Raw genomic sequence first — 24,866 nt, forward strand, 5'->3', positions numbered from 1 at the left:
CTCGTCAACGGCCGTGCGCGCTCGGCGCTCAGAGCCCGGTCCTCACTCGCCCAGTACCCGCCGCAGGTAGGGGTTGGCGAAGACGCGGTCCGGGTCGAGCCGGTCGCGCAGTGCGGTGAACTCGGTGAACCTCGGGTACACGCCCGCGAGGTACGCGGCGTCCCTGCTGTGCAGCTTTCCCCAGTGCGGACGCCCCGCGTGCGCGGTCATGATGCGCTCGACGGCGCTGAAGTAGGCCTCGTGGGGCGTACCCCGGTACATGTGCACCGCCACGTACGCCGTGTCGCGCCCGCCCGCGGTCGACAGCGGGATGTCGTCCGCGGGCGCCGTGCGCACCTCGACGGGGAAGCTCACCCGGAAGTCGGACCGTTCCACCAGGGACTTGAGCTCCCGCAGCGCGCCGGTGAGCGCGGCCCGCGGGACGGCGTACTCCATCTCCACGAACCGCACCCGGCGCGGGCTGGTGAAGACCTTGTGGGGGATGTCGGTGTACGTACGGGCCGACAGGGCGCGGCTGGAGACGCGGGCGATGCCGGGCACGGTGGCGGGCACTGCCCTGCCGAGCGCGCAGGCGGCCTGGAAGACGCCGTTGGAGAGCAGTTCGTCGTCGACCCAGCCGCGCATCCGCGGGAGGGGGGCCGCGGGACCCGTGCTGCGGTTGTTGCGCTTGGTGTTGCAGCTGTCGGTGTGGGGGAACCAGTAGAACTCGAAGTGCTCGTTCTCGGCCACCAGCTGGTCGAACTCGGTGATCACCCGGTCGAAGGGCATCGGTTCCTCGCGTGCCGTGAGCAGGAACTCCGGCTCCACCCCGAAGGTCACCTCGGTGATCACCCCGAGCGCCCCCAGACCGACGCGGGCGGCGTCGAAGAGCGCGCGCTCCTCGCCGGTCCCCTCCGCCGAGCAGCGCGTGACCGAGCCGTCCGCCAGTACCAGCTCCAGTGCCCTGATCTGGGCCGCCACCGAGGCCGAGTCGCGCCCGGTGCCGTGGGTTCCGGTGCTGACGGCACCGGAGACGGTCTGCTCCGTGATGTCGCCCATGTTCGTCAGCGACAGGCCCCGTGCGGCCAGCGCCGCGTTCAGCGCCGTGAGGGGGGTGCCCGCGGCGACGGTGACCGTGCCCGCCTCCCGGTCGATCCGCCGTATCCCGGCCAGCCGTTCGGGACGTATCAGCACCCCGTCCGTGGCGGCGGCGGCCGTGAACGAGTGGCCTGTGCCGGCCGCCTTGACCCGCAGGCCGTCGGCGGCGGCCCGGCGCACCACCTCCGCGAGGGCCTCCGTCGACGAGGGGGAGACCGTCCGCTGGGGAGAGGCGGTCACGTTGCCCGCCCAGTTCCGCCAGGTGACCGCTCGGCTGTTCGCTGACCGCACGCTCGTCACTGCCCGTCCCCTCTCGCCGCGGCACCGGCCGGAAGCCCGGCCGGCGGTAGCCGGGTCACGCGCCCCGGCCGCCCCACAAGTTGGAGTGGGATCATACTCACGGCTCTCGTGCGCCCTGTGGGGCACGGGAGGCCGCGCCCGCGGGTACCGCCTTGTCGGACGGACGGGGGGACGTCCGCGTCGCGGACGGGAGGGCGCCCGCCCGCTCAGCGGGCAGGATGGCAGGATCGAGACATGTCCGACGCGCTGCCCACCGCATCACCCGCCGCCGAGCGGGACGTCTCCCCGGCCCCTTACGACGCACTGCTGCTGCTCTCCTTCGGCGGTCCCGAAGGGGTGGACGACGTCGTTCCGTTCCTGGAGAACGTCACCAGGGGGCGCGGCATCCCCCGCGAGCGCCTCGAAGAGGTGGGCCGGCACTACTACCTCTTCGACGGGGTCAGCCCGATCAACGCGCAGAACCGCGCACTGCTCGCGGCGCTCCGCGAGGACTTCGCCGGGCACGGACTCGACCTGCCCGTCTACTGGGGCAACCGGAACTGGGCGCCGTACCTGACCGACGCGCTGCGTCAGATCGTCCGCGACGGGCACCGGCGCGTCCTGACGCTGGCGACCAGCGCCTACGCCTCCTACTCGGGGTGCCGCCAGTACCGCGAGAACCTCGCCGAGTCGCTGGCCGCCCTGCGCGCCGAGGGCCTGGAGGTGCCCCGCGTGGACAAGCTGCGGCACTACTTCAACCACCCCGGTTTCGTCGAACCCGTGGCCGACGGGGTGGTGGCCGCGCTCGCCGAGCTCCCCGAGGACGTCCGCTCCGGCGCCCACCTGGCCTTTTGCACCCACTCCATCCCCACAGCCGCTGCCGACACCTCGGGCCCGGTCGAGGTCCACGGTGACGGGGGCGCCTACGTGGCGGAGCACCTGGACGTCGCCGCCGTGATCACCGAGGCCGTGCGGGAGCGCACCGGCAGGGCACACCCCCACAGCCTCGTCTACCAGTCGCGCAGTGGCCCGCCGTCCGTGCCGTGGCTGGAGCCCGACATCTGCGACCACCTCGAAGAGCTGCACGGCCAGGGCGTACCCGCCGCCGTGATGGTGCCCATCGGCTTCGTCTCGGACCATATGGAGGTCCTCTACGACCTGGACACCGAGGCCATGGCCAAGGCGGCGGAGCTGGGCCTGCCGGCCCGCCGCTCGCCCACCGTCGGCGCGGACCCGCGCTTCGCCGCGGCCGTCCGCGACCTGGTGCTGGAACGCGCCGCGACCGAGCGCGGTCAGGCCCCCGTGCGGTGCGCGCTGGGCGCGCTCGGACCGAGCCACGACCTGTGCCCCGTCGGCTGCTGCCCGGCGCGCACGCCCAAGCCCGCGGCGGCCGGCGCCGACGCGCCCGCGTTCTGAGCAACCCCGCGCCCACCCCGCCGCCCGTACGGACTACCCGAGACCGCACTCACGTACGACAGGAGCGGAAGAACACGTGACTGAGACGCCGCAGCCCGCCCCCGAGGCCGCTGACGACGCACTGAAGGCCGAGCTGCTCGCCCTCGCCAGGGAGGCCGCCGCGCGCGCGGGGACCCTCCTGCGGGACGGACGCCCCGCCGACCTGGGGGTGGCCGCGACCAAGACGAGCCCCATCGACGTGGTCACCGAGATGGACCTGGCCTCCGAGAAGCTGATCACCGGATACCTGTCCGAGCACCGGCCGCAGGACGGTTTCCTCGGCGAGGAGGGGGCCTCCAGCGCGGGCACCTCCGGGGTCCGCTGGGTGATCGACCCGGTGGACGGCACCGTCAACTATCTCTACGGGCGGCCCGACTGGTCCGTCTCCATCGCCGCCGAGTACCGCGGCGAGCGGGTCGTGGGCGTCGTGGCGGCCCCGGTACGCGGTGAGACCTGGCACGCCGTGCTGGGGGAGGGCGCCTTCCTGGACGGCCGTCCGGTGCGCTGCCGTCCCTCCCCGCCGCTGGACCAGGCCCTGATCGGCACCGGCTTCGGCTACATCGCCGAGCGGCGCGCCGCCCAGGCGGCCGTGGTCAGGGAACTGGTACCGCAGGTGCGCGACATCCGGCGCGGCGGCTCCGCCGCCATCGACCTGTGCGACGTGGCCACAGGCCGGCTGGACGGCTACTACGAGCGCGGCCTCAACCCCTGGGACCTGGCAGCGGGCGACCTCATCGCGCGGGAGGCGGGCGCTTCGACGGGTGGCCGTCCCGGCCGGCCGGCCGACGGCGACCTGACCCTCGCCGCCTCTCCGGGCGTCTTCGACATCCTGCAACCCCTGCTGGAGCGTCTGGGCGCCTGGCACGACTGAGGCCCCTTCGGCCCGGTTCTCGGCCCGTCGCCCGGACGACCGAGGCCCGCGGCCCGGTACACGAAAGGTGCGGCCCCCCCGGGGAGGGGGCCGCACCCTGTGCTGTGGGGCGTGTGGGTCGTCAGGCGACCTGCACGCCGTGTTCGGCGGCGAGTCGGTGGAGGTCTTCCAGCTCCGACTGCTCGACGTCCACGAGGAAGTCGTCGCCCGATTCACGTGCGCGGTGCAGGTCGGACTCCGTGGTCCTTATGCGCTGCAGGATGCCTGCGGTGAACGCGTCCATGATGTGCCCCCTCGTCGCGGGTCGGTGGCACGGGTGTGCCGAGGGTTTGTGGTGCCGGGCCCGGTCACGGCGTGGTCCCCGGGCTGCGTCAGCGGCGGCTTGTGGCACGCTGCGCACGGGGCGTGATCGCGGGTGGTGCTCACGTCCTCCCCAACGAAAACCTCAGAGAAACCTCAACCGGGGCGAAAAAAATCGCACGGACCCTCCGTCCGGCCCCGTGCCCCGGCGCGTGCGGGGCACTGCGGTCCGCTCCCGTTCCGCCCCTCGGGGCACTCCCCACCTCGCCTCTTACCGCCGGTTTACCGGCGTCCGAGGCAGGATGGGAGCCATCATCGCCCCCGCTCCGTCCGGGGACACCCCCCGCTCCACCACAGGGAAGGAAAAGCGCTGTGCGCGTACTCGTCGTCGAGGACGAGCAGCTGCTCGCCGATGCCGTGGCGACGGGCCTCCGCAGGGAGGCCATGGCCGTCGATGTGGTCTACGACGGCGCCGCGGCGCAGGAGCGCATCGACATCAACGACTACGACGTCGTCGTCCTCGACCGCGACCTGCCGCTGGTCCACGGCGACGACGTCTGCCGCCGCATCGTGGAGCTGGGTCTGCCCACCCGGGTGCTGATGCTCACCGCGTCCGGCGACGTCAGCGACCGCGTGGAGGGCCTGGAGCTGGGTGCGGACGACTATCTTCCCAAGCCGTTCGCGTTCTCCGAGCTGACGGCCCGCGTCAGGGCGCTGGGGCGACGTACGACGACGGCGCTGCCGCCCGTCCTGGAGCGGTCCGGGATCAAGCTCGATCCCGGACGGCGTGAGGTGTCACGGGACGGCGAGGAGGTGCAGCTGGCGCCCAAGGAGTTCGCGGTGCTGGAGGTGCTGATGCGTGCGGAGGGAACCGTCGTCTCGGCCGAACAGTTGCTCGAAAAGGCGTGGGACGAGAACACCGACCCGTTCACCAACGTGGTGCGGGTGACGGTGATGACACTGCGCCGCAAACTCGGCGAACCGCCGGTGATCGTCACCGTGCCCGGCGCGGGGTACCGGATCTGATCGCCGATGGCTACCTCCCCCACCCCGACGGGGTCCGACTGGGGCGGCGGCCCCTCGGCGCCCCGCACGCCGCCCAAACCGAACTGGGACCCGCGCGAGACGCCGCGCCCGTCGCCCTGGCTGCGGCCGACCATCCGGATACGGCTCACCCTGCTGTACGGCGGCATGTTCCTGATCGCCGGCATGTTGCTGCTGGCGATCATCTACCTGCTGGCGGCGCAGGCGATGGACAACCTCAGCGAGCTGCCCTTCCGCATCCTCAGCGGCAAGACCCAGCCCACCTCCGACCGGTGTCCTGGGCTGACCGGGACGCTGCCCAGCGACGCCTTCATGGACCGTCTCTCCGCCTGCCTGGACGCCCAGCGCAGGATCGCCCTGGACGGGCTGCTGCGGCGCTCCCTGCTGGCCCTGCTGGGTCTTGCGGTGGCCGCCTTCGCCTTCGGTTACGTGATGGCGGGGCGCGTGCTCTCGCCGCTGGGCCGCATCACGCGTACGGCCCGCCAGGTGGCGGGGTCCGACCTGCACAAGCGGATCGAGTTGGAGGGCCCGGACGACGAGCTCAAGGAGCTGGCCGACACCTTCGACGAGATGCTGGACCGGCTCAACCGCGCCTTCACGGCGCAGCAGCGGTTCGTGGCCAACGCCTCGCACGAGCTGCGTACCCCGCTGGCGATCAACCGGACGCTCCTGGAAGTGCAGCTCGCCGACCCGGAGGGGTCTCCGGAGCTCCAGCAGCTCGCCAAGACGCTGCTGGCCACCAACGAGCGCAGCGAGCAGCTGGTGGAGGGCCTGCTGCTGCTCGCACGGAGTGAGAACGAGCTGGTGGACCGGAAACCCGTGGATCTCGCGGAGGTCGCCTCGCAGGCCGTGGAGCAGGCCCGCGGGGAGGCGGACACCAAGGGCGTGGAGTTGCGCGGGGTGCGTCAGCCCACATACGTGCAGGGCAACGGGGTACTGCTGGAGCGGGTCGCCCTGAACCTGGTGCAGAATGCCGTGCGCTACAACCTGCGTGACGGTGGATGGGTCTCGGTCGGTACGGAGGCCCAGCCGGGGTGGGCGGTCCTGGTGGTCGAGAACACCGGTCCCGTCGTCCCGGCCTACGAGGTGGACAACCTCTTCGAGCCGTTCCGGCGTCTGCGTACGGAGCGGACGGGCAGCGACAAGGGGGTCGGGCTCGGGTTGTCGATCGTGCGTTCGGTCGCGCGGGCGCACGGTGGCACGGTCTCGGCCGTGCCGCGCGAGGAGGGCGGTCTGGTCATGCGGGTGACGCTGCCGCTGTGAGGCCTCACGGAGAGCTGTGAGGCTGTCACGAAGAGAGGACCGTGGGGGTGACACACGTGACGGACCGGGACTGAGAGTGGCCGAGGCGAGGTTCGCCCTTCGCGGAATCCGGCGGCTCCCGCTCCGCTTGCGGAGGCGCTGTGATCGATCACACACGCGAATTTCCAGGGGTGTGCACACTGTGTCCTCCAGGCGGGAAGAAATCCGGGAAAGTCCAGGTTTCCGCAGGTGGAGATCGTGGGCAGTACCCGGGATGGCGTGTGCGGAGCGCTACCGGGGACCGTTTATGGTCCTCCTCGACAGCCGACGTGATCACCTCTTCAGGGGTCCGGTTGGGTGTCGATTGAGTAACAGACCTTGATGTGAGGCAAAATCTCCGCCTCAGGCCGGGCACAAGTCCGGCCTCTCACGCGTTACGTGCGCTGGAGACACCAAAGACACCCAGAGGGGGAGAGCGAAATGGCTACGGATTACGACACTCCACGCAAGACCGACGACGATGTCAACGAAGACAGCATCGAGGAGCTGAAGGCCCGGCGGAACGACAAGTCCGCGACCAATGTCGACGTGGACGAGTTCGAGCAGGCCGAGGGTCTCGAGCTGCCCGGTGCGGACCTCTCCAACGAGGAGCTGTCCGTCCGGGTGCTGCCCCGCCAGGCCGACGAGTTCACGTGCATGGAGTGCTTCCTCGTGCACCACCGCTCGCAGCTCGCGGCGGAGAAGAACGGCCAGCCGATCTGCCGCGACTGCGCGGCCTGACCGGACGGACTGCTGCTCGTGGCGGTCGACGACGCACGTGACGACGAGCGGGGCCCTCATGACCGGTCGGCCTCGCTCGTGCCGTACGGGGACGGCACGGCGGAGGACGGCGCAGAGCTGTCCGAGAGCAACGAGCACGACAAGCGGTCGCGGCGCGCGCGGGGGCGCCGCACGCGCGCCTTCCTGCGCGTCGTCGCGGACCGCATCATCGAGACCGCGCCGCGTGTGCCGGTGCGGAATCTGGACACCCTGCGCGCACAGTTTCCCGGCCTGGGCACCGAGGAGCTGGCCGACAAGCTGGTCGCCGGAGCCACCAAGAGCTCGGCCACCGTGGGCGCCGGTGTCGGTGCCGCGGCCATGATGCCCGTACCGCCGGCCATGCCCGCCGAGCTGGCTGCCGAGATCGTCGGAGTCGCCGGTGTCGAGCTCAAGCTCATCGCCGAGCTGCACGAGGTCTACGGGCGGCGCGCCCCAGGCGGCCCGCGCGAGCGGGCGATGGCGTATCTGAGCGCCTGGACGGGCGAGCGCGGCATCGACCTGGCCAAGCCCGCCACCGTGAACGCGGCCATGGGCGGGCAGCTCCGCCGCCAACTGCGGCAGCAGGTCATGAAGCGCACGCTGCGCAACCTGCCGAACCTGACCCCGTTCCTGGTCGGTGCGGCCGTCGGCGCCTACCTGAACCGACAGGACACCGCGAAGCTCGCCGCCCGCGTCCGCGCGGACCTGCGCCGCGCTCCCGCTGCCTGACTCCGCCGGGCGGGGCCTCACAGACGGTGGCGGCTCCCCGAAGGACTCCCTGAGCCCTCCGAGCGCGCTGTCAGGGCCGCTCTGAGCGCCCTGTCAGGGCCGCGCGGTCTCCCGGGCGGCACGCAGCGACGCGGCCAGCTCCCGAGGGTGACGCGTGGAGACGTACACGTACGGTGTGGGATCCTGCGGGTCGGTGACCTCGATCCGTACCGCCGTGGGCACGTAACCCCGCAGCACCATGTGCGCGCGGGTGTCCGCCTTGTACGTGCGCCAGGCGCGGGCCTCCTCCTCGTCGAGCGGCTCGGCCTCGCCCAGCGCGGTGACCGGGATCTTCGCCTCGCCCGCCACCAGGGATCCCGCCACCACCCGCACCCGTACGCCGCCGTACGCGCTCACGCACACGGCGGCCAGGGCGGCGCCGCCCACCAGCCCGCACAGCAGCGGCAGCACGCCGAAGGGGAAGAGCATCAGGGCGCAGCCCACGCCGATACCGGCGGCGATCAGCCACCAGGAGCGGGGAGCGGTCAGGCGTTCGTCGTAGGGCGCGGGCGCGGGAGGCATGTCTCCAGCTTGGCACGGCGTCCCGGCGGTCCCCGCACGGCGGTAGGGTCTGCACCCGTGAGTGCAGTCAATCCCCCCGGTTCACCGAAGACCTCGCTGGTGCCCCCGCCCGACGCCGTGGCGCCGGTCCGTCATGCCGAAGCCCCCGCCCCGGGCACCGTGCTGGGCGCCCACTACGACATGTGCTTCGGCTGCGGCGCGGGGCAGCCCCACGGCTTGCATCTGGAGGCCCGCGCAGGGGAAGGCGTGAGCGTCACCGCCGAGTTCACCGTCAAACCCGCTCATCAGGGCGCTCCTGGCCTCGCCCACGGCGGGGTGCTGACGAGCGCGCTGGACGAGACGCTCGGCTCGCTGAACTGGCTGATGCACGTGATCGCCGTGACGGGACGGCTGGAGACCGACTTCCTGCTGCCGGTCCCGGTCGACACCGTGCTGCACTTCGACGCGCGGGTCACCGCGGTGCACGGGCGCAAGATCTACTGCGGCGCGACCGGCCGGATAGGGGGCCCCGACGGGCCGGTGGCCGTACGCGCCGACGCCGTCTTCATCGAGGTGAAGGTCGAGCACTTCATCGACAACGGCCGCAGCGAGGAGATCCAGGCGGCCATGGACGACCCCGACCAGGTCAGGCGCGCCCGCGCCTTCGAGGTGAACCCGTGACAGACGAAGATCCCCTGCGGGCCGAGGCACCCGGGACCGACGAGGAACCCGGGACCGACGAGGCGCCCGAGGCTGACGGGGCGCCCGGGCCCGCTGAGGTGGCCGGGGCCGATGGCCTGCTGGGCGCTGACGAGGCGCCCGGGGTTGCCGGCGGTGTGCGGCAGCCGGTCGAGGTGCTGCTCCGGCGTACGGACCCCGACGTGCCCCTGCCCTCCTACCAGCACCCCGGCGACGCCGGGTGCGATCTGGTGACCACCGAGGCCGCCGAGTTGGCGCCGGGGGAGCGGGCCGTACTGCCGACCGGCGTCTCCCTCGCCCTCCCGGACGGCTACGCCGCCTTCGTCCACCCGCGGTCCGGCCTCGCGGCCCGCTGCGGCGTCGCGTTGGTGAATGCACCGGGAACGGTGGATGCCGGGTACCGTGGGGAGATCAAGGTGATCGTGGCCAATCTGGATCCGCGCGAGTCCGTGCGGTTCGAGCGGTTCGACCGTATCGCCCAACTCGTTGTCCAGCAGGTGGAGAAGGTGCGTTTCCGCGAGGTCGACCAGTTGCCCGGTTCAGCGCGCGCCGCGGGCGGGTTCGGCTCGACGGGCGGCCACGCGGCCCGTCCCGCCGGGCGGGCCGCCGCCGCGCCCGAGGAACCCCGCGACACCCCGCAGACAGCCGCACAGTAGAAGGATTACGTTGCGGTCGGTGCTGATCGAGCTTCCGACCTGAGAGGACAGTGACGTGTTCGGACGTCGTCGCAAGAAGAGCGAAGAGCCTGAGGGCGCCTCGGACGAGTTCGAGACGGAACAGGAGCAGGACGCCCGTGACGAACCGGCCGACGCCGCGGAGGCCGACGAGGCCGCGTCGGACGAGACCAGGGTCAAGCTGCCCCCGGCGCCCCGCCCTGACGGCCCCTGGGACGTCGAGGAGGTCAGCGACCCCGGCTCCGGCAGGGTGGACCTCGGCGGCCTGTTCATCCCCGGTGTCGAGGGCATGGAGCTGCGGGTCGAGGTCGCGGGTGACGCGATCGTCGCCGCGACCGTCGTGCTCCAGGACAGCGCCGTGCAACTCCAGGCCTTCGCCGCGCCCAAGCGTGAGGGCATCTGGGACGAGGTGCGTGAGGAGATCGCTTCGGGCATCACCCAGCAGGGCGGTGTCATCGACGCGGTCGACGGCCCGCTGGGCTGGGAGCTGCGGGCGCAGGTGCCGGTGCAGTTGCCCGACGGCACGGGCGGGGTGCAGGTCGTGCGCTTCGTCGGCGTGGACGGCCCGCGCTGGTTCCTGCGCGGTGTGATCTCCGGCCAGGGTGCGGTGCAGCCGGAGGCCGCCGGCGTGCTGGAGCAGATCTTCCGCGACGCCGTGGTGGTGCGCGGTGAGGGCCCGATGGCGCCCCGTGACCCGATCGTCCTCAAGCTGCCGCAGGACGCGCAGATGGTCCCTGACGGGGTGCAGCAGGAGACGATCGAGGAGGGCTCCCGCTTCGCGGGCGGCCTCGACAAGCTGCAGCGCGGTCCGGAGATCTCCGAGGTGCGCTGACCCCTCTTCACCTGTCGTTCGACGGCGGCCGGCCCCGCAAGGGCGCCGGCCGCCGTCGTGTGCGGGTGCGGTTCCTCCTGAGGCGTCGCCCACCGGCGCGCAAGGGAGTCTCTCCCCGCGCGCACCGGCGCTTCTCCCCGCGCGCCCCTGTATGGGCGCGCCCCAGCGTTTTCGTGTGCGTCGTCCCGGCAGCTCCGTATGGGGCTCGTCAAGAGCGCGCGGGGGTGCGTATGAGGGGTGTCAACGGAGCCGGTGTACGCCCCGAACAGGGGTTTGTCTGAGTGGGTCAGCAATACCGACTCACCTAGGAGCTCGCGATGGCCGATCTGGCCTTCGTCGCCGCCACCCTCGCCGTCTTCGCACTGGTGGCCCTCATCGCCAGGGGGGTGGACAGGCTGTGAGCGCCGAGAACGTCGTGGGACTGGCCGTGGCCGTCTCCCTGCTGGGCTACCTCGTCGCAGCCCTCCTCTTCCCGGAGAGGTTCTGAGCGCCGAGATGAGCCCGATCCTCGCCACCGCACTGCAACTGCTCGCGCTCCTCGGAGCGCTCGCCCTGGTGTACCGGCCGTTCGGCGACTACATGGCTGCCGTCTACACCTCGACCAAGCACCTGCGTATCGAACGGTGCCTCTACCGCTGCGTCGGCGTCGACCCCGACGCGCGGCTGGGCCCGGCCGCCTACCTGCGCGCGGTGCTGGCTTTCTCCGCCGCCGGGGTGCTGCTCCTCTACGCGCTCCAGCGCCTCCAGGACAAGCTGCCGCTCTCGCTCGGCTTCGAGGCGATCGACCCCGACCAGGCGTTCAACACCGCCGCCTCGTTCGTCTCCAACACCAACTGGCAGTCCTACGCGGGCGAGTCCGCCATGGGACACCTGGTGCAGCTGACCGGCCTCGCGGTGCAGAACTTCGTCTCCGCCGCCGTGGGCATGGCCGTCGCCGTCGCCGTCGTACGCGGATTCGTCCACCGTTCCGCTCGGTCCCGGGAGGGGGCCGCCGACGCCCACGAGGGAGCCGCCCGCGCCCAGGAGGCAGCCGCCCGCTCCGGCGAGTTGGGCAACTTCTGGACCGACCTGGTGCGCGGCGTCGTCCGCATCCTGCTGCCCGTCGCCTTCGTCAGCGCACTCGCGCTCGTGGCCACCGGTGTGGTGCAAAACCTCGCCGGAGCGCACGAGGTGCACACCCTCTCCGGCGCGACCCAGCACATACCGGGCGGCCCCGTCGCCTCGCAGGAGGCCATCAAGGAGCTGGGGACCAACGGCGGCGGCTTCTTCAACGCCAACTCCGTGCATCCGTTCGAGAACCCGAGCGGCCTCAGCAACCTGCTGGAGGTCTTCCTCATCCTCGTCATCCCGTTCTCGCTCACCCGCACCTTCGGCACCATGGCAGGCAACGTGCGCCAGGGGTACGCCCTCCTCGCCGCGATGGGCCTCCTGTGGCTCGGTGCCGTCCTGGCCGTCACCGCGTCGGAGTTCGCACACCCGGGCACCGCCGCGCAGGCGGCCGGCGGCGCCATGGAGGGCAAGGAACAGCGGTTCGGCGAGGGCGCTTCCGCGCTGTTCGCGGCGTCGACGACGATGACCTCGACGGGCGCCGTCAACGCCTTCCACGACTCGTTCACGGCGCTCGGCGGGGGCGTGACGCTGCTGGGCATGATGCTCGGCGAGATCGCCCCGGGCGGCGTGGGGTCCGGGCTCTACGGCATGCTGGTCATGGCCGTCGTCGCCGTCTTCCTCGCCGGGCTCATGGTCGGCCGCACCCCCGAGTACCTGGGCAAGAAGATCGGGACCCGCGAGATCACCTGCGCGGCCTGCTCCCTGCTGGTCACCCCGGCCCTGGTGCTGAGCGGCACCGCGCTGGCCATGGCGCTGCCCGACGGCGAGGAGGCCATGACCAACATCGGCGCCCACGGCTTCACCGAGGTGCTGTACGCCTACACCTCCGCCGCGAACAACAACGGCAGCGCCTTCGCCGGGCTCGGTGCCGACACCCCCTTCTTCAACACCACGTTGGGCCTGTGCATGCTGCTGGGCCGGTTCCTGCCCATGGTGTTCGCGCTGGCCCTGGCCGGATCGCTGGCCCGCCGGGCTCCGGTGCCCGTGACGGCCGGCACCCTGCGCACCGAAACCCCCCTCTTCTCCGGCATGCTGGTCGGCTCCGTGCTGATCGTCACCGGGCTCACCTTCTTCCCGGCCCTCGCTCTGGGGCCGCTCGCGGAGGGACTCTCCTGATGAGCACGACATCCCGCACCCGCCCTCCGCACACCCCCGCGGCGCCCGCCACGGCCGAGGCCGCGGCCCCGCCCGGTGGCCCGGCGGGCGGCGGACTGTCCGATCCGCGCCTGCTGGGGCGCGCGCTTCCGGTGGCGCTGCGCAAGCTGGACCCGCGGGCGATGGCCAAGGCGCCCGTCATGTTCGTGGTGGAGGTCGGTTCGGTGGTCACCACGGTGCTCGCCGTCCGTCACCCGGGCGAGTGGTTCGGCTGGGTCGTCACCTGCTGGCTCTGGCTGACCGTGTTGTTCGCCAACCTCGCCGAGGCCGTCGCCGAGGGGCGCGGCAAGGCCCAGGCGGACTCCCTGCGCCGGACCAGGACAGACAGCGTCGCCCGGCGGCTGACCGAGGAGGGCGGCGAGGAGGCGGTGTCCGGGGCCGGGCTGCGCGTGGGTGACCGCGTCGTCTGCGAGGCCGGGGACCTGATCCCCGGGGACGGCGACGTGGTCGAGGGGGTCGCCTCCGTCGACGAGTCCGCCATCACCGGCGAGTCGGCTCCCGTCATCCGCGAGTCGGGAGGTGACCGCTGTGCCGTCACAGGAGGCACCAGGGTGCTCTCCGACCGCATCGTCGTGGCGATCACCACCAAGCCGGGCGAGAGCTTCATCGACCGGATGATCTCGCTGGTGGAGGGCGCGGCCCGGCGCAAGACGCCGAACGAGACAGCGCTCGGCATCCTGCTGGCCTCGCTCACCGTCGTCTTCCTCCTCGCCGTCGTCACGCTCCAGCCCCTCGCGCGCTACGCGGGGGCCGAACAGTCCCTCACGGTGCTGACCGCGCTGCTCGTCTGCCTCATCCCCACCACCATCGGGGCGCTGCTGTCGGCCATCGGCATCGCGGGCATGGACCGGCTGGTGCGCCGCAACGTCCTGGCGACCTCGGGGCGCGCCGTGGAGGCCGCGGGGGACGTGTCCACACTGCTGCTCGACAAGACCGGCACCATCACGTTCGGCGACCGCCGCGCCGCCGCCTTCGTTCCCGTCGGCGGTGCGACCGAAGCGGCACTGGCCGAGGCAGCTCATCTGGGCTCACTCGCGGACGAGACCCCCGAAGGCCGCTCCGTCGTCGCCCTGGCCGAGGAGCGCCACGGGCTGCGCGGCAGTCGCGAGGGCGGCCTGAAGGGCGCCACCTGGGTGCCGTTCACCGCCCGGACCCGGATGTCGGGCGTCGACCTCGAAGGGCAGGACGGCCGCCTCGTACGGGTACGCAAGGGCGCTGCCTCCGCCGTCCGCGCCTGGGTCGAACAGCACGGCGGGGAAGCCGGGGAAGTCGGCGGAGCCGGGCGGGTCACAAGAGCCGGAGGGGCCGGGGGCACCAGGGACACCGGAGACACCAGGGACACCGGAGACGCCGGGGGCACCGGAGATGCCCGGGACGCCGGGGGCGAGGTGGACCGCGTGGTGCGGGAGATCGCCGAGGCCGGCGGCACCCCGCTGGTCGTCGGCGTCGAGGACGCGGACGGCGCGCGGGTGCTCGGCGTCGTCCACCTCAAGGACGTCGTCAAGGACGGCATGCGCGCACGCTTCACCGAGCTGCGCGGCATGGGCATCAGGACCGTCATGATCACCGGTGACAATCCGCTGACGGCCCGGGCCATCGCAAGGGAAGCGGGCGTCGACGACTTCCTCGCCGAGGCCACACCCGAGGACAAGATGGCGCTCATCCGCCGTGAACAGTCCTCGGGGCGGCTCGTCGCCATGACGGGCGACGGCACCAACGACGCGCCCGCGCTCGCCCAGGCCGACGTCGGAGTCGCCATGAACACCGGGACCTCCGCCGCCAAGGAGGCCGCGAACATGGTGGACCTGGACTCCGACCCCACCAAGCTCATCGAGATCGTGGCGATCGGCAAACAACTGCTGATCACCCGCGGGGCGCTGACGACGTTCTCCCTCGCCAACGACGTCGCCAAATACTTCGCCATCATCCCGGCGATGTTCGCCACCGCTTACCCGGGGCTGGACGCGCTCAACCTGATGCGGCTTGCCTCCCCGCAGTCGGCGATCCTCTCCGCGGTCATCTTCAACGCCCTGATCATCGTCGCCCTCGTCCCGCTCGCCCTGCGCGGTGTGCGGTACAGGCCGCTGAGCGCCGCTCGCATGCTGCGGCGCAACCTCGCCGTCTACGGAGCGGGCGGGCTCGTCGCCCCCTTCGTCGGCATCAAACTGATCGACCTGCTGCTGAGCGCCATCCCGGGAGTGAACTGACATGACGGCTACCCTCTCCCCGCGCAGGACGGGAAGGCTCGCGTGGGCCGCGTGCCGTGCGCTGCTCGTCCTGACCGTCGTCTGCGGCGTCCTCTACCCGCTGGCCGTGACGGGTATCGCCCAGGCCGCCTTCCCCGACCAGGCCGACGGCACGCCCGTACGGGCGGACGGAAGGGAGGTCGGTTCCGCGCTCGTCGGCCAGCGCTGGAGCGGCCGCGAGTGGTTCCACGGCAGGCCCTCGCACTCCGGCTACGCCCCGCGCGCCACCGGCTCCGGGCAGCTGGGGGCGAGCGACCCGCGGCTGGTACGGACGGTGCGCGAAAACCGGCAGGCGGTCGCCGACTACAACGGCGTGTCCGTCGCCGCCGTCCCGCCCGACGCCGTCACCGGCTCGGGATCCGCGATCGACCCCGATATCTCACCTGAGTACGCGCGCATCCAGACCTCCCGTGTCGCGCGGGCCCACCACCTGACCAAGGGCGCCGTCCGGAACCTGGTGGACGAGCACACCCAGGGCCGCGACCTCGGCTTCCTGGGCGAGCCGCGGGTGAACGTGCTGGAGCTGAACGTGGCGGTGCGCGAGGTGGCGGCCGCCACCGGCTGAGCCCGCCCCGCCCCTTGCCACCCACCCCGAGCCCCCGCATACTGACGCGCGACCAGCCGACCCGCACGCCCGAACTCACACGCACAGGTGACGCGTTGACACATCCCATGGTCGAGCTCACAGAGGTGCACCGCACCTATGGTCGCGGCCCGACCGCCGTGCACGCGCTGCGCGGCGTCTCCCTCACCGTCGCACGCGGTGAACTGGTCGCCGTCAGGGGCCGTTCGGGCTCGGGCAAGACGACGCTGCTCAACCTGGTGGGCGGCCTGGACGCGCCCGACGCGGGGCGGATCGCCCTGGACGGCACCGATCTGGCGACGCTCGGCGAGAGCGAGAACCTGGCGCTGCGCCGCGACCGCATCGGTTTCGTCTTCCAGTCCTTCGCCCTGCTGCCCGTTCTCACCGCGGCGGAGAACGTCGGCGTACCCCTGCGGATGCGCAGGGTGCCGGTAGCCGAACGCGAGGAACGCGTCGCGCTGCTGCTCGCCATGGTCGGGCTCGCCGACCATGCCAGGCAGCGCCCCGAAGAGCTGTCGGGAGGCCAGCAGCAGCGGGTGGCCATCGCCCGCGCGCTGGCGAACCGCCCCGCGCTGCTGCTGGCCGACGAGCCCACGGGCCAGCTCGACGCCGAGACCGGGCACGCCGTGATGGAGCTGCTGCGCGCCGTCGTCCGCGGCGAGGGCGAGGACAGCGCGCCCGTCACCGCGCTGGTGGCCACCCACGACGCGACCCTGCTCGACCTCGCCGACCGGGTGGTCGAGCTGGCCGACGGCACCCTGAGCGACCACGTCCGTGCGGCGGCGTCCGGCCCGCCGCGGGACGTACCCGGGCCCGGCGGTGCGGGCACAGGCCCCACGATCCTTACGGAACCCTGACGCCGTAGCCGACGCGCGGAGGAGGGGAAGACGGCGCCAGCGGTGACAATGGGGGCATGTCGTTGGGAGCCCAGCCGCACCGGGGTCAGCTGCGGGTTTTTCTCGGGGCGGCGCCCGGGGTCGGCAAGACCTACGCCGTACTGGCCGAGGCGCACCGCCGCATGGAGCGGGGGACGGACGTGGTGGTCGGATTCGTCGAGCACCACGACAGGTCGCGTACCGAGGCGCTGCTGCACGGCCTCGAACAGGTGCCGCGCCACACCCTGACCCACCGTGACGCCCAGCTCACCGAGATGGACACGGACGCGGTGCTGGCCCGCCGGCCCGCCGTGGCCGTGGTGGACGAGCTGGCGCACACCAACGTGCCCGGGTCCCGCAACGCGAAGCGCTGGCAGGACATCGAGGAGCTGCTGGCCGCCGGTATCGACGTGGTCTCCACCGTCAACATCCAGCACCTGGAGTCCCTCGGAGACGTCGTGGAGTCGATCACCGGGGTGCGGCAGCGCGAGACCGTGCCCGACGAGGTGGTGCGGCGCGCCGACCAGATCGAGCTGGTCGACATGTCGCCGCAGGCCCTGCGGCGCCGCATGGCGCACGGCAACGTCTACGCGCCGGACAAGGTCGACGCCGCGCTCTCCAACTACTTCCGGCCCGGCAACCTGACCGCGCTGCGCGAACTGGCGCTGCTGTGGACCGCCGACCGGGTCGACGAGTACCTCCAGCAGTACCGCTCCGAGCACCGCATACGCTCCACCTGGCAGGCCCGCGAACGCATCGTCGTCGGCCTCACAGGCGGGCCCGAGGGCCGCACGCTCATCCGGCGCGCGGCCCGCATGGCGGCCAAGGGCTCGGGCAGCGAGATCCTGGCCGTGTACATCTCCCGCGCCGACGGCCTCACCTCCGCCTCGCCCAAGGAGCTGGCCGTCCAGCGCTCGCTCGTCGAGGACCTGGGCGGCACCTACCACCACGTCATAGGGGACGACATCCCCCCGGCGCTGCTGGAGTTCGCGCGGGGCGTCAACGCCACCCAGATCGTGCTCGGCTCCTCGCGCCGCAAGACCTGGCAGTACGTCTTCGGGCCCGGCGTGGGCGCGACCGTGGCCCGGGACTCGGGTCCTGACCTGGATGTGCACATCGTCACCCACGAGGAGGTCGCCAGGGGCCGGGGGCTGCCGGTGGCGCGGGCGGCACGGCTGGGCCGGGCCCGGGTCGTCGCGGGGTGGCTGACCGCGTTCGGCGCCCCCGCACTGCTGGCTCTCCTCATGCTGGCCTTCGAACCGGACGTCGGCTTCGCCAACGACGTCCTGCTCTTCCTCGTGCTGACGGTGACCGCGGGAATGGTGGGCGGGCTGTTGCCCGCGCTGGTCTCGGCCGCGGTCTGCTCGGCGCTGCTGAACTACTTCTTCACCGATCCGGTCCACACCTGGACCATCAGCAGCGGCCGCAACATCGTCTCGCTGGCCGTCTTCTTCGGCGTGGCCGCCGCCGTCGCCTCGGTGGTGGACCTGGCGGCCCGCCGCACCCAGCAGGCCGCCAGGCTGCGCGCCGAGTCGGAGATCCTCTCCGTGCTGGCGGGCAGCGTCCTGCGCGGCGAGGCGCAGCAGGAGCACGGCGGCCCAGGGCCGAGCCTGGACGCGCTGCTGGAAAGGGTGCGCGAGACGTTCGCCATGGACTGCGTGGCTCTGCTGGAGCGGGCCGACGAGCGGGCACCGTGGACGTGCGCGGGCAGTGTCGGCGCGGTCGCCGGCGGCGAGCCGCCGGCCGGCCCCGAGGACGGCGACACGGACATGCCGGTCGGCGACCACATGATGCTCGTGCTCTCAGGCCGGGTGCTGCCGGCCGAGGACCGCAGGGTGCTCGCCGCCTTCGCCGCGCAGGCCGTCGGCGTCCTCGACCGGCAGCGGCTGCTGGGCGAGGCCGAACAGGCGCGCGAGCTGGCGGAGGGCAACCGCATCCGCACCGCGCTGCTGGCCGCCGTCAGCCACGACCTGCGCACCCCGCTGGCCGCCATCAAGGCGTCCGTCTCCTCGCTGCGCTCCGACGACGTGCAGTGGTCCGACGAGGACGAGGCGGAGCTGCTGGGCGCCATCGAGGAGGGCGCCGACAAGCTGGACAACCTCGTCGGCAACCTGCTGGACATGTCCCGCCTGCACACCGGCACGGTGCGCCCCCTCATCAAGGACATCAGCCTCGAAGAGGTCGTCCCCAAGGCGCTGGGCGGCGTTCCGGAGGGCTTCGTCAGGCTTGCCGTGGCCGAGGCGCTGCCGCTGGTCGCCGTCGATCCGGGGCTGCTGGAGCGGACCGTGGCCAACCTGGTGGAGAACGCGGTCAAGTACAGCCCCGACGGCAAGAAGGTGCTGATCAAGGCGAGCGCACTGGCCGACCGGGTGGAGGTACGGGTCACCGACCGCGGCCCGGGCGTGCCCGACAGCGACAAGGACCGCATCTTCGAGCCGTTCCAGCGCTACGGGGACGCCCCTGGTGGCGCGGGAGTGGGCCTCGGCCTCGCCGTGGCCCGCGGCTTCGCCGAGGCGATGGGCGGCAGCCTGGAAGCCGAGGACACCCCGGGCGGCGGGATGACCATGGTGCTCACGCTCCGCGCGGCACACGGCCGCGCCCCCGCACGCCCCCGCACGCCCGCGCACGCCGCGCCCGGCCACCCCGCACAGCGCCCCGGTGCGCCGCTCCAGCCGCCGCGCTCCGGCACAGCGCCCCACCACCCGCGCTCCGGGGCACGGCAGCAGCCGCAGCGCTCCGGATTCTGAGCGCCACAACGGAAAACCGAGAGGAAACAAGCATGCACCGGGTGCTCGTGGTCGACGACGAGCCGCAGATCGTCCGCGCCCTCGTGATCAACCTCAAGGCACGCAAGTACGAGGTGGACGCCGCGCACGACGCCGCGACCGCGCTGCGCATGGCCGCCGACCGCCACCCCGACGTCGTCATCCTCGACCTGGGCCTGCCCGACATGGACGGCGTGGACGTCATCCGCGGCATCCGCGGCTGGACCCGCATACCGATCCTGGTCCTGTCCGCCCGCCAGACCAGCGACGAGAAGGTCGAGGCGCTCGACGCGGGCGCCGACGACTACGTCACCAAGCCGTTCGGCATGGACGAGCTGCTGGCCCGGCTGCGGGCCGCCGTGCGCAGATCCGAGCCGCCCGCCGGGATGCCCGAGGGCTCCGGCGTCATCGAGACCGAGACCTTCACGGTGGACCTGGCCGCGAAGAAGGTGCGGCGCGACGGCGGCGACGTGCGGCTCACGCCCACCGAGTGGCACCTGCTGGAGGCACTGGTCCGCAACCCGGGCCGGCTCGTGAGCCAGAAGCAGCTGCTGCGGGAGGTCTGGGGCCCCTCCTACGGCACCGAGACCAACTACCTGCGCGTCTACATGGCACAGCTGCGCCGCAAACTGGAGACCGACCCCGCGCACCCGCGGCACTTCGTGACGGAGGCGGGGATGGGGTACAGGTTCGAGAAATAGCGGGGGTTCCCGGCGGGTACCCTGGCGGTTATGACTGGCGCCACCCGAGAGCAGCGGGGAACGGGAAGCGGGCGCTTCCGGCGTTTCCTGGAACGGCTCTCCTCCTCCGAGGAGGACCTGCGCTCCGCCGAACTGCGTGAGGAAGCCGAGGACACCGGCTGCACGCGGATTGCCGAGTGCAGCGACCGCGACATGGTACGGGTGACCGGTACGCTGCGCACCGTGACTCTGCGGCCGCGCGCCGGGGTGCCCACGCTGGAGGCCGAGCTGTTCGACGGCTCGGCGCCACTGGACGTCGTCTGGCTGGGCCGCCGCTCCATCGCGGGCATCGAGCCGGGCCGCAAGCTGATCGTCTGGGGACGGATCACCACCAGCCACGGCCGTCCCGTGATGTTCAACCCCAAGTACGAGCTGCGACCACTCGGACAGGAGTAGCGGGTGACCCCTCCCGACAAGCAGACGGACGCGGCCGGTCCGGCCGTCGAGCCCGGCGCGACCGGCACCGACGACCAGCGGCCGGCCGACGCAGGTGCCTCGCGGGCAGAGGGCGCCCCGCAGGCCGAAGGCGGCTCGCAGGCCGTGACGGAGGCCGCGCTGTTCGAGGCGTTCGGCGGGGTGCGGGGACTGATCGAGACGACCGTCCCCGGCCTGGTGTTCATCGCGATGTTCACGGTGAACAAGGACCTCCACACCGCGGCCATCACCGCGCTGGTGATCTCCGGCGTGATGGTCGTCGTCCGGCTGCTGCGCAGGGACACCGTCAAACACGCGTTCAGCGGCATCTTCGGCGTCGGCTTCGGCGTGCTCTTCGCGATGATGACCGGCAACGCCAAGGACTTCTACCTGCCGGGCATGCTCTACACGCTCGGCCTGGCGCTCGGCTACATCGTCACGTCACTGGCGGGCGTGCCCCTGCTCGGGCTGGTGCTCGGTCCTGTGTTCAAGGAGAACCTCTCCTGGCGCAAGCGCAACCCCGGCCGCAAGAAGGCCTACACGAAGGCCAGCTACGCCTGGGGCTTCATCCTCCTCGGCAAGTCGGCCGTGCTCTTCCCGCTCTACTTCTGGGGCGAGACCACCCAGTTCGGCTGGGTCACGGTCGTGCTGAAGATCCCGCCGTTCCTGCTGGCCGTCTACCTCACCTGGATCTTCCTGGCGAAGGCGCCCCCGCCGATCAACGTCATCGCCGAGATGGAGGCCGAGGAGGAGGCCGCCAAGGCCGAGAAGGCCGCGGCGAAGGCCGCCACGGCCGAGGCCGGCACTTCGGGCCGCCACCGCCGCTGACCGGTCGCCGACCCCGCCTCACCCCGTACGGCGGGCGCCCTCTCGCCGTACGGGCGAAGGCACGCGCTCTCGCGTCGTGCCGGCACCGGCGCGCTACGAGCGGGCCGAGAGCAGCTCCTCCAGTTGCTCCTCGCGCGCGGGCGCGGCCACGAAGAGGAGTTCGTCGCCCACTTCCAGGGCGTCGTCCCGGTCGGGGGTGAGCACCCGGTTGCCCCTGATGATGGTGACCAGCGACGTGTCCTCCGGCCAGTTGACGTCACCGACCCGCACGCCGGCCAGCGTGGACTCCGGCGGCAGCGTCAGCTCGACCAGGTTGGCGTCGCCCTGCGAGAACCGCATCAGCCGCACCAGATCGCCGACGCTGACGGCCTCCTCGACGAGCGCCGACATCAGGCGCGGCGTCGAGACGGCGACGTCCACGCCCCACGACTCGTTGAACAGCCATTCGTTCTTCGGGTTGTTGACGCGGGCCACGACGCGCGGGACGCCGTACTCCGTCTTGGCCAGCAGCGAGACGACCAGATTCACCTTGTCGTCGCCGGTCGCGGCGATCACCGTGTGACAGCGCTCCAGTGCGGCCTCGTCGAGCGAGGTGATCTCGCACGCGTCCGCCAGCAGCCACTCGGCCTGGGGCACCCGCTCGACCGAGATCGCCGTCGGCGCCTTGTCGATCAGCAGGACCTCGTGCCCGTTCTCCAGCAGCTCACCCGCGATGGACCGGCCGACAGCGCCCGCCCCCGCAATAGCGACCCTCATGCCGCTTTCCCCTTGTTCGCTTCGCTCACGATTCCGGTCCTACGGCAAAAACTTCTTCGACTCGGGCGACGTCCCCGCAGCGCATCATCACATGCACGAGGTCGCCCTCCTGCAGCACCGTCTGGGAGGTGGGCAACACGGCCTCACCCAGGCGGGTGAGAAAGGCGATACGCACCCCCGCCTCGTCCTGGAGCTTGCTCACCCGCTGGCCGACCCACGCAGGCGAGGTGTGCACCTCGGCGAGCTGCACCGCACCGCTGGGGTCCCGCCACAGCGGCTCGGAGCCCGAGGGCAGCAGCCGGCGCAGCATCTGGTCGGCGGTCCACCGCACGGTCGCCACCGTCGGGATGCCCAGACGCTGGTAGACCTCCGCGCGCCGGGGGTCGTAGATGCGGGCGGCCACATGGTCTGTGCCGAACATCTCACGTGCGACGCGAGCGGCGATGATGTTGGAGTTGTCGCCGCTGCTGACCGCGGCGAAGGCCCCGGCCTCCTCTATTCCGGCCTCTCGCAGGGTGTCCTGGTCGAAGCCGATGCCGGTGACCCTGCGGCCGCCGAAGCCCGAGCCGAGGCGCCGGAAGGCGGTGGGGTCCCGGTCGATGACCGCCACCGTGTGGCCCTGTTGCTCCAGGGTCTGCGCGAGCTCCGCTCCCACGCGTCCGCAGCCCATGATCACAATGTGCAACGCCCGTCCCTTCGTCCCGTACAGCGGGCCGTCTCAGCATCGCACGACCGACCGCATACGATCCTCTGCGTGTCCAGGATGACCGACGTACCGAAACGACTTCTGCTCGGGAGGGCGCTCCGCAGCGACCGGCTCGGCGAGACGCTGCTTCCCAAGCGTGTCGCCCTCCCCGTCTTCGCCTCGGACCCGCTCTCCTCGGTCGCCTATGCCCCGGGCGAGGTACTGCTGGTCCTCTCGGTGGCGGGAGTGTCCGCCTACCACTTCAGCCCGTGGATCGCCGTGGCGGTCGTCGTCCTGATGTTCACGGTGGTGGCCTCCTATCGGCAGAACGTCCGCGCCTACCCCAGCGGCGGCGGCGACTACGAGGTGGCGACCACCAACCTCGGACGCAGAGCGGGTCTGACCGTCGCCAGCGCGCTGCTGGTCGACTACGTGCTGACCGTCGCCGTCTCCATCTCCTCCGGGGTGGAGAACCTCGGCTCGGCCATCCCCTTCGTCGTCGAACACAAGACCTTCTGCGCGGTCGCGGTCATCGTGCTGCTGACGCTGATGAACCTGCGCGGCGTACGCGAGTCAGGCAAGCTCTTCTCCATCCCCACCTACTGCTTCGTCGTCGGCGTCTTCGCCCTGATCATCTGGGGCCTGGTACGCGGCGTCCTGCTGGGCGACGACATGCGCGCCCCCACGGCCGACTACGAGATCCACACCGAGCAGCACGGCATCGCCGGGTTCGCGTTGGCGTTCCTGCTGCTGCGCGCCTTCTCCTCCGGCTGCGCGGCGCTCACCGGCGTCGAGGCCATCAGCAACGGCGTGCCCGCGTTCCGCAAGCCCAAGTCGCGAAACGCGGCGACCACCCTCGCCCTGATGGGCGGGCTCGCCGTCACCATGTTCTGCGGCATCATCGCGTTCGCCATGGTCACCGGCGTGAAGATGGCGGAGAACCCCGCCAAGGACCTGCTGATCGACGGGCACCCGGCAGGCGAGGGCTACACCCAGAACCCGGTGATCTCCCAGGTCGCGGCCGCGGTCTTCGGCGACGGAACGGCCCCCTTCGTCTTCCTCGCCGCCGCCACCGCGCTGGTGCTGTTCCTGGCGGCCAACACCGCCTACAACGGCTTCCCGCTGCTCGGCTCGATCCTCGCCCAGGACCGCTACCTGCCGCGCCAGCTGCATACCAGGGGCGACCGGCTCGCCTTCTCCAACGGCATCGTGCTGCTGGCCGGAGCCGCCGCGATACTCGTGGTGGTCTACGAGGCCGACTCCACCCGGCTGATTCAGCTCTACATCGTGGGCGTCTTCGTCTCCTTCACCCTCAGCCAGACCGGCATGGTCCGGCACTGGAACCGGCTGCTGACCACCGAGAGCGACCCGGCCCGCCGCCGCCACATGCACCGCTCCCGCGCCATCAACGCCTTCGGCGCGTTCCTGACCGGACTGGTGCTCGTGGTGGTGCTGGTGACCAAGTTCACCCACGGCGCCTGGGTCTCCCTGGTGGGCATGGCCCTCTTCTTCGCCGTGATGACCGCCATCCGCCGCCACTACGACCGGATCTCCGAGGAACTGGCGGCCGACGAGACAGCCGAACCGCAGCTGCGCCCCGCGCGCGTCCACTCGTTCGTACTCGTCTCCAAGATCCACCGGCCCACGCTGCGCGCCCTGCGCTACGCCAAGCTGATGCGCTCCGACACCCTCGAGGCCGTCACCGTCAACGTCGACCACGACGAGACGGAACTGCTGCGCCGCGAGTGGGAGGACAGCGACATCGACATCCCGCTCACCATCCTCGACTCGCCCTACCGCGAGATCTCGCGCCCCGTCATCGACTACGTCAAACGCCTCCGCCAGGAACAGCCCCGCGACGTCGTCAGCGTCTTCATCCCCGAGTACGTGGTCGGCCACTGGTACGAACACCTGCTCCACAACCAGAGCGCACTGCGGCTCAAGGGCAGGCTGCTGTTCACCCCCGGCGTGATGGTGACCTCCGTCCCCTACCAGCTGGAGTCCTCCGAGCTCGCGAAGAAGCGGGCCCGCAGGCGCGAACAGTGGAACGCCCCGGGCGCGGTGCGGCGCGGCCCGGTGATCCCGCCCAGGAAGTCCGGCAGGGACGGCGGCGGCCCCGGGGGCAGTGCGGGGAGTCTGACGCGGCAGCGCGGCAAGTAGACTCGGCGG

The 24,866-nt window shown here is 71.9% G+C and carries 24 protein-coding genes; 19 read left to right on the plus strand and 5 right to left on the minus strand.

The window, feature by feature from the left end:
* Positions 1 to 42: 42 nt before the first annotated feature.
* On the minus strand, positions 43 to 1,368 hold the full coding sequence (locus tag MMF93_RS25390; RefSeq protein WP_242755090.1) for a D-arabinono-1,4-lactone oxidase: 1,326 nt from the start codon (positions 1,366 to 1,368) through the stop codon (positions 43 to 45).
* Positions 1,369 to 1,611: 243 nt separating this feature from the next.
* On the opposite strand from MMF93_RS25390, the gene MMF93_RS25395 reads away from it, so the two are divergent.
* On the plus strand, positions 1,612 to 2,772 hold the full coding sequence (locus MMF93_RS25395) for a ferrochelatase (RefSeq protein ID WP_242755092.1): 1,161 nt from the start codon (positions 1,612 to 1,614) through the stop codon (positions 2,770 to 2,772).
* Between the two features lie 76 nt (positions 2,773 to 2,848).
* Positions 2,849 to 3,682 (plus strand): inositol monophosphatase family protein, encoded by an 834-nt coding sequence (locus tag MMF93_RS25400; protein WP_242755093.1) that lies wholly within the window; start codon positions 2,849 to 2,851, stop codon positions 3,680 to 3,682.
* Positions 3,683 to 3,803: 121 nt separating this feature from the next.
* Here MMF93_RS25400 and MMF93_RS25405 read toward each other — a convergent pair whose 3' ends face one another.
* The gene (locus tag MMF93_RS25405; RefSeq protein ID WP_181856676.1) at positions 3,804 to 3,965 is read right to left on the minus strand and encodes a hypothetical protein; all 162 of its coding nucleotides are present in this window, start codon (positions 3,963 to 3,965) and stop codon (positions 3,804 to 3,806) included.
* Between the two features lie 389 nt (positions 3,966 to 4,354).
* On the opposite strand from MMF93_RS25405, the gene MMF93_RS25410 reads away from it, so the two are divergent.
* From MMF93_RS25410 to MMF93_RS25425, 4 genes are all read left to right on the plus strand, one after another.
* On the plus strand, positions 4,355 to 5,008 hold the full coding sequence (locus tag MMF93_RS25410) for a response regulator transcription factor (protein WP_114019995.1): 654 nt from the start codon (positions 4,355 to 4,357) through the stop codon (positions 5,006 to 5,008).
* Positions 5,009 to 5,014: 6 nt separating this feature from the next.
* Entirely contained in the window at positions 5,015 to 6,289 is a 1,275-nt protein-coding gene (locus MMF93_RS25415) for a sensor histidine kinase (RefSeq protein WP_242755095.1), read from the plus strand.
* Positions 6,290 to 6,748: 459 nt separating this feature from the next.
* Positions 6,749 to 7,048 carry a DUF4193 domain-containing protein gene (locus tag MMF93_RS25420; RefSeq protein WP_114019403.1) on the plus strand — a complete coding sequence of 100 codons (300 nt, stop codon included), beginning with the start codon at positions 6,749 to 6,751 and terminating at the stop codon, positions 7,046 to 7,048.
* Positions 7,049 to 7,066: 18 nt separating this feature from the next.
* The gene (locus MMF93_RS25425; protein WP_242755097.1) at positions 7,067 to 7,795 is read left to right on the plus strand and encodes a hypothetical protein; all 729 of its coding nucleotides are present in this window, start codon (positions 7,067 to 7,069) and stop codon (positions 7,793 to 7,795) included.
* Between the two features lie 93 nt (positions 7,796 to 7,888).
* On the opposite strand, the gene MMF93_RS25430 is transcribed toward MMF93_RS25425, so the two are convergent.
* On the minus strand, positions 7,889 to 8,356 hold the full coding sequence (locus MMF93_RS25430; RefSeq protein ID WP_242755099.1) for a DUF3093 domain-containing protein: 468 nt from the start codon (positions 8,354 to 8,356) through the stop codon (positions 7,889 to 7,891).
* Between the two features lie 57 nt (positions 8,357 to 8,413).
* On the opposite strand from MMF93_RS25430, the gene MMF93_RS25435 reads away from it, so the two are divergent.
* The 12 genes from MMF93_RS25435 to MMF93_RS25490 all read left to right on the plus strand — a co-directional run bounded on the left by MMF93_RS25435 (position 8,414) and on the right by MMF93_RS25490 (position 21,256).
* Positions 8,414 to 9,016, plus strand: coding sequence for a PaaI family thioesterase (locus MMF93_RS25435; protein ID WP_242755101.1), 603 nt, complete (start codon positions 8,414 to 8,416; stop codon positions 9,014 to 9,016).
* A gap of 155 nt (positions 9,017 to 9,171) precedes the next feature.
* The gene (gene dut, locus MMF93_RS25440) at positions 9,172 to 9,690 is read left to right on the plus strand and encodes a dUTP diphosphatase (protein WP_242757770.1); all 519 of its coding nucleotides are present in this window, start codon (positions 9,172 to 9,174) and stop codon (positions 9,688 to 9,690) included.
* Between the two features lie 55 nt (positions 9,691 to 9,745).
* The gene (locus MMF93_RS25445) at positions 9,746 to 10,540 is read left to right on the plus strand and encodes a DUF3710 domain-containing protein (protein ID WP_242755103.1); all 795 of its coding nucleotides are present in this window, start codon (positions 9,746 to 9,748) and stop codon (positions 10,538 to 10,540) included.
* 397 nt (positions 10,541 to 10,937) lie between these two features.
* Positions 10,938 to 11,027, plus strand: a complete 90-nt coding sequence (gene kdpF / locus MMF93_RS25450) for a K(+)-transporting ATPase subunit F (protein ID WP_242755106.1) — start codon at positions 10,938 to 10,940, stop codon at positions 11,025 to 11,027.
* An 8-nt stretch (positions 11,028 to 11,035) separates the two neighbouring features.
* Positions 11,036 to 12,766: a potassium-transporting ATPase subunit KdpA gene (gene kdpA / locus MMF93_RS25455; protein ID WP_242755109.1), complete on the plus strand. Its 1,731-nt coding sequence runs from the start codon at positions 11,036 to 11,038 to the stop codon at positions 12,764 to 12,766.
* Complete coding sequence (kdpB, locus tag MMF93_RS25460) at positions 12,766 to 15,012, plus strand: potassium-transporting ATPase subunit KdpB (protein ID WP_242755111.1); 2,247 nt, start codon at positions 12,766 to 12,768, stop codon at positions 15,010 to 15,012. The genes kdpA and kdpB overlap by 1 nt, the downstream gene beginning before the upstream one ends.
* A 1-nt stretch (position 15,013) precedes the next feature.
* Complete coding sequence (gene kdpC / locus MMF93_RS25465) at positions 15,014 to 15,616, plus strand: potassium-transporting ATPase subunit KdpC (RefSeq protein ID WP_242755113.1); 603 nt, start codon at positions 15,014 to 15,016, stop codon at positions 15,614 to 15,616.
* Positions 15,617 to 15,723: 107 nt separating this feature from the next.
* The gene (locus tag MMF93_RS25470) at positions 15,724 to 16,491 is read left to right on the plus strand and encodes an ABC transporter ATP-binding protein (protein WP_242755116.1); all 768 of its coding nucleotides are present in this window, start codon (positions 15,724 to 15,726) and stop codon (positions 16,489 to 16,491) included.
* A gap of 56 nt (positions 16,492 to 16,547) precedes the next feature.
* Positions 16,548 to 19,256: a sensor histidine kinase gene (locus tag MMF93_RS25475; protein WP_242755119.1), complete on the plus strand. Its 2,709-nt coding sequence runs from the start codon at positions 16,548 to 16,550 to the stop codon at positions 19,254 to 19,256.
* Positions 19,257 to 19,288: 32 nt separating this feature from the next.
* Positions 19,289 to 19,975 carry a response regulator gene (locus MMF93_RS25480; protein WP_114019397.1) on the plus strand — a complete coding sequence of 229 codons (687 nt, stop codon included), beginning with the start codon at positions 19,289 to 19,291 and terminating at the stop codon, positions 19,973 to 19,975.
* A gap of 30 nt (positions 19,976 to 20,005) precedes the next feature.
* Positions 20,006 to 20,410, plus strand: coding sequence for an OB-fold nucleic acid binding domain-containing protein (locus tag MMF93_RS25485; RefSeq protein ID WP_114019981.1), 405 nt, complete (start codon positions 20,006 to 20,008; stop codon positions 20,408 to 20,410).
* Positions 20,411 to 20,413: 3 nt separating this feature from the next.
* Entirely contained in the window at positions 20,414 to 21,256 is an 843-nt protein-coding gene (locus MMF93_RS25490) for a DUF3159 domain-containing protein (RefSeq protein WP_423835522.1), read from the plus strand.
* A gap of 93 nt (positions 21,257 to 21,349) precedes the next feature.
* Here the strand turns inward: MMF93_RS25490 and MMF93_RS25495 are convergent, their stop codons facing one another.
* Positions 21,350 to 22,012, minus strand: a complete 663-nt coding sequence (locus tag MMF93_RS25495; RefSeq protein ID WP_114019394.1) for a potassium channel family protein — start codon at positions 22,010 to 22,012, stop codon at positions 21,350 to 21,352.
* A 25-nt stretch (positions 22,013 to 22,037) separates the two neighbouring features.
* Complete coding sequence (locus MMF93_RS25500; RefSeq protein ID WP_242755121.1) at positions 22,038 to 22,697, minus strand: potassium channel family protein; 660 nt, start codon at positions 22,695 to 22,697, stop codon at positions 22,038 to 22,040.
* 69 nt (positions 22,698 to 22,766) lie between these two features.
* Here MMF93_RS25500 and MMF93_RS25505 point away from each other — a divergent pair, with 69 nt between their 5' ends.
* Positions 22,767 to 24,857 (plus strand): APC family permease, encoded by a 2,091-nt coding sequence (locus MMF93_RS25505; protein ID WP_242755123.1) that lies wholly within the window; start codon positions 22,767 to 22,769, stop codon positions 24,855 to 24,857.
* Positions 24,858 to 24,866: the final 9 nt, after the last annotated feature.

Source organism: Streptomyces tubbatahanensis (assembly GCF_022699385.1).
Classification (GTDB): Bacteria; Actinomycetota; Actinomycetes; order Streptomycetales; family Streptomycetaceae; genus Streptomyces; species Streptomyces diacarni.

Coding starts and splice junctions, on each gene's coding strand:
- MMF93_RS25395 (WP_242755092.1), top strand. CDS start 1,612: ATGTCCGACGCGCTGCCCACCGCATCACCCGCCGCCGAGCGGGACGTC.
- MMF93_RS25420 (WP_114019403.1), top strand. CDS start 6,749: ATGGCTACGGATTACGACACTCCACGCAAGACCGACGACGATGTCAAC.
- MMF93_RS25415 (WP_242755095.1), top strand. CDS start 5,015: ATGGCTACCTCCCCCACCCCGACGGGGTCCGACTGGGGCGGCGGCCCC.
- MMF93_RS25405 (WP_181856676.1), bottom strand. CDS start 3,965: ATGGACGCGTTCACCGCAGGCATCCTGCAGCGCATAAGGACCACGGAG.
- MMF93_RS25495 (WP_114019394.1), bottom strand. CDS start 22,012: ATGAGGGTCGCTATTGCGGGGGCGGGCGCTGTCGGCCGGTCCATCGCG.
- kdpB (WP_242755111.1), top strand. CDS start 12,766: ATGAGCACGACATCCCGCACCCGCCCTCCGCACACCCCCGCGGCGCCC.
- kdpC (WP_242755113.1), top strand. CDS start 15,014: ATGACGGCTACCCTCTCCCCGCGCAGGACGGGAAGGCTCGCGTGGGCC.
- kdpA (WP_242755109.1), top strand. CDS start 11,036: ATGAGCCCGATCCTCGCCACCGCACTGCAACTGCTCGCGCTCCTCGGA.
- MMF93_RS25470 (WP_242755116.1), top strand. CDS start 15,724: ATGGTCGAGCTCACAGAGGTGCACCGCACCTATGGTCGCGGCCCGACC.
- MMF93_RS25485 (WP_114019981.1), top strand. CDS start 20,006: ATGACTGGCGCCACCCGAGAGCAGCGGGGAACGGGAAGCGGGCGCTTC.
- MMF93_RS25430 (WP_242755099.1), bottom strand. CDS start 8,356: ATGCCTCCCGCGCCCGCGCCCTACGACGAACGCCTGACCGCTCCCCGC.
- MMF93_RS25480 (WP_114019397.1), top strand. CDS start 19,289: ATGCACCGGGTGCTCGTGGTCGACGACGAGCCGCAGATCGTCCGCGCC.
- MMF93_RS25475 (WP_242755119.1), top strand. CDS start 16,548: ATGTCGTTGGGAGCCCAGCCGCACCGGGGTCAGCTGCGGGTTTTTCTC.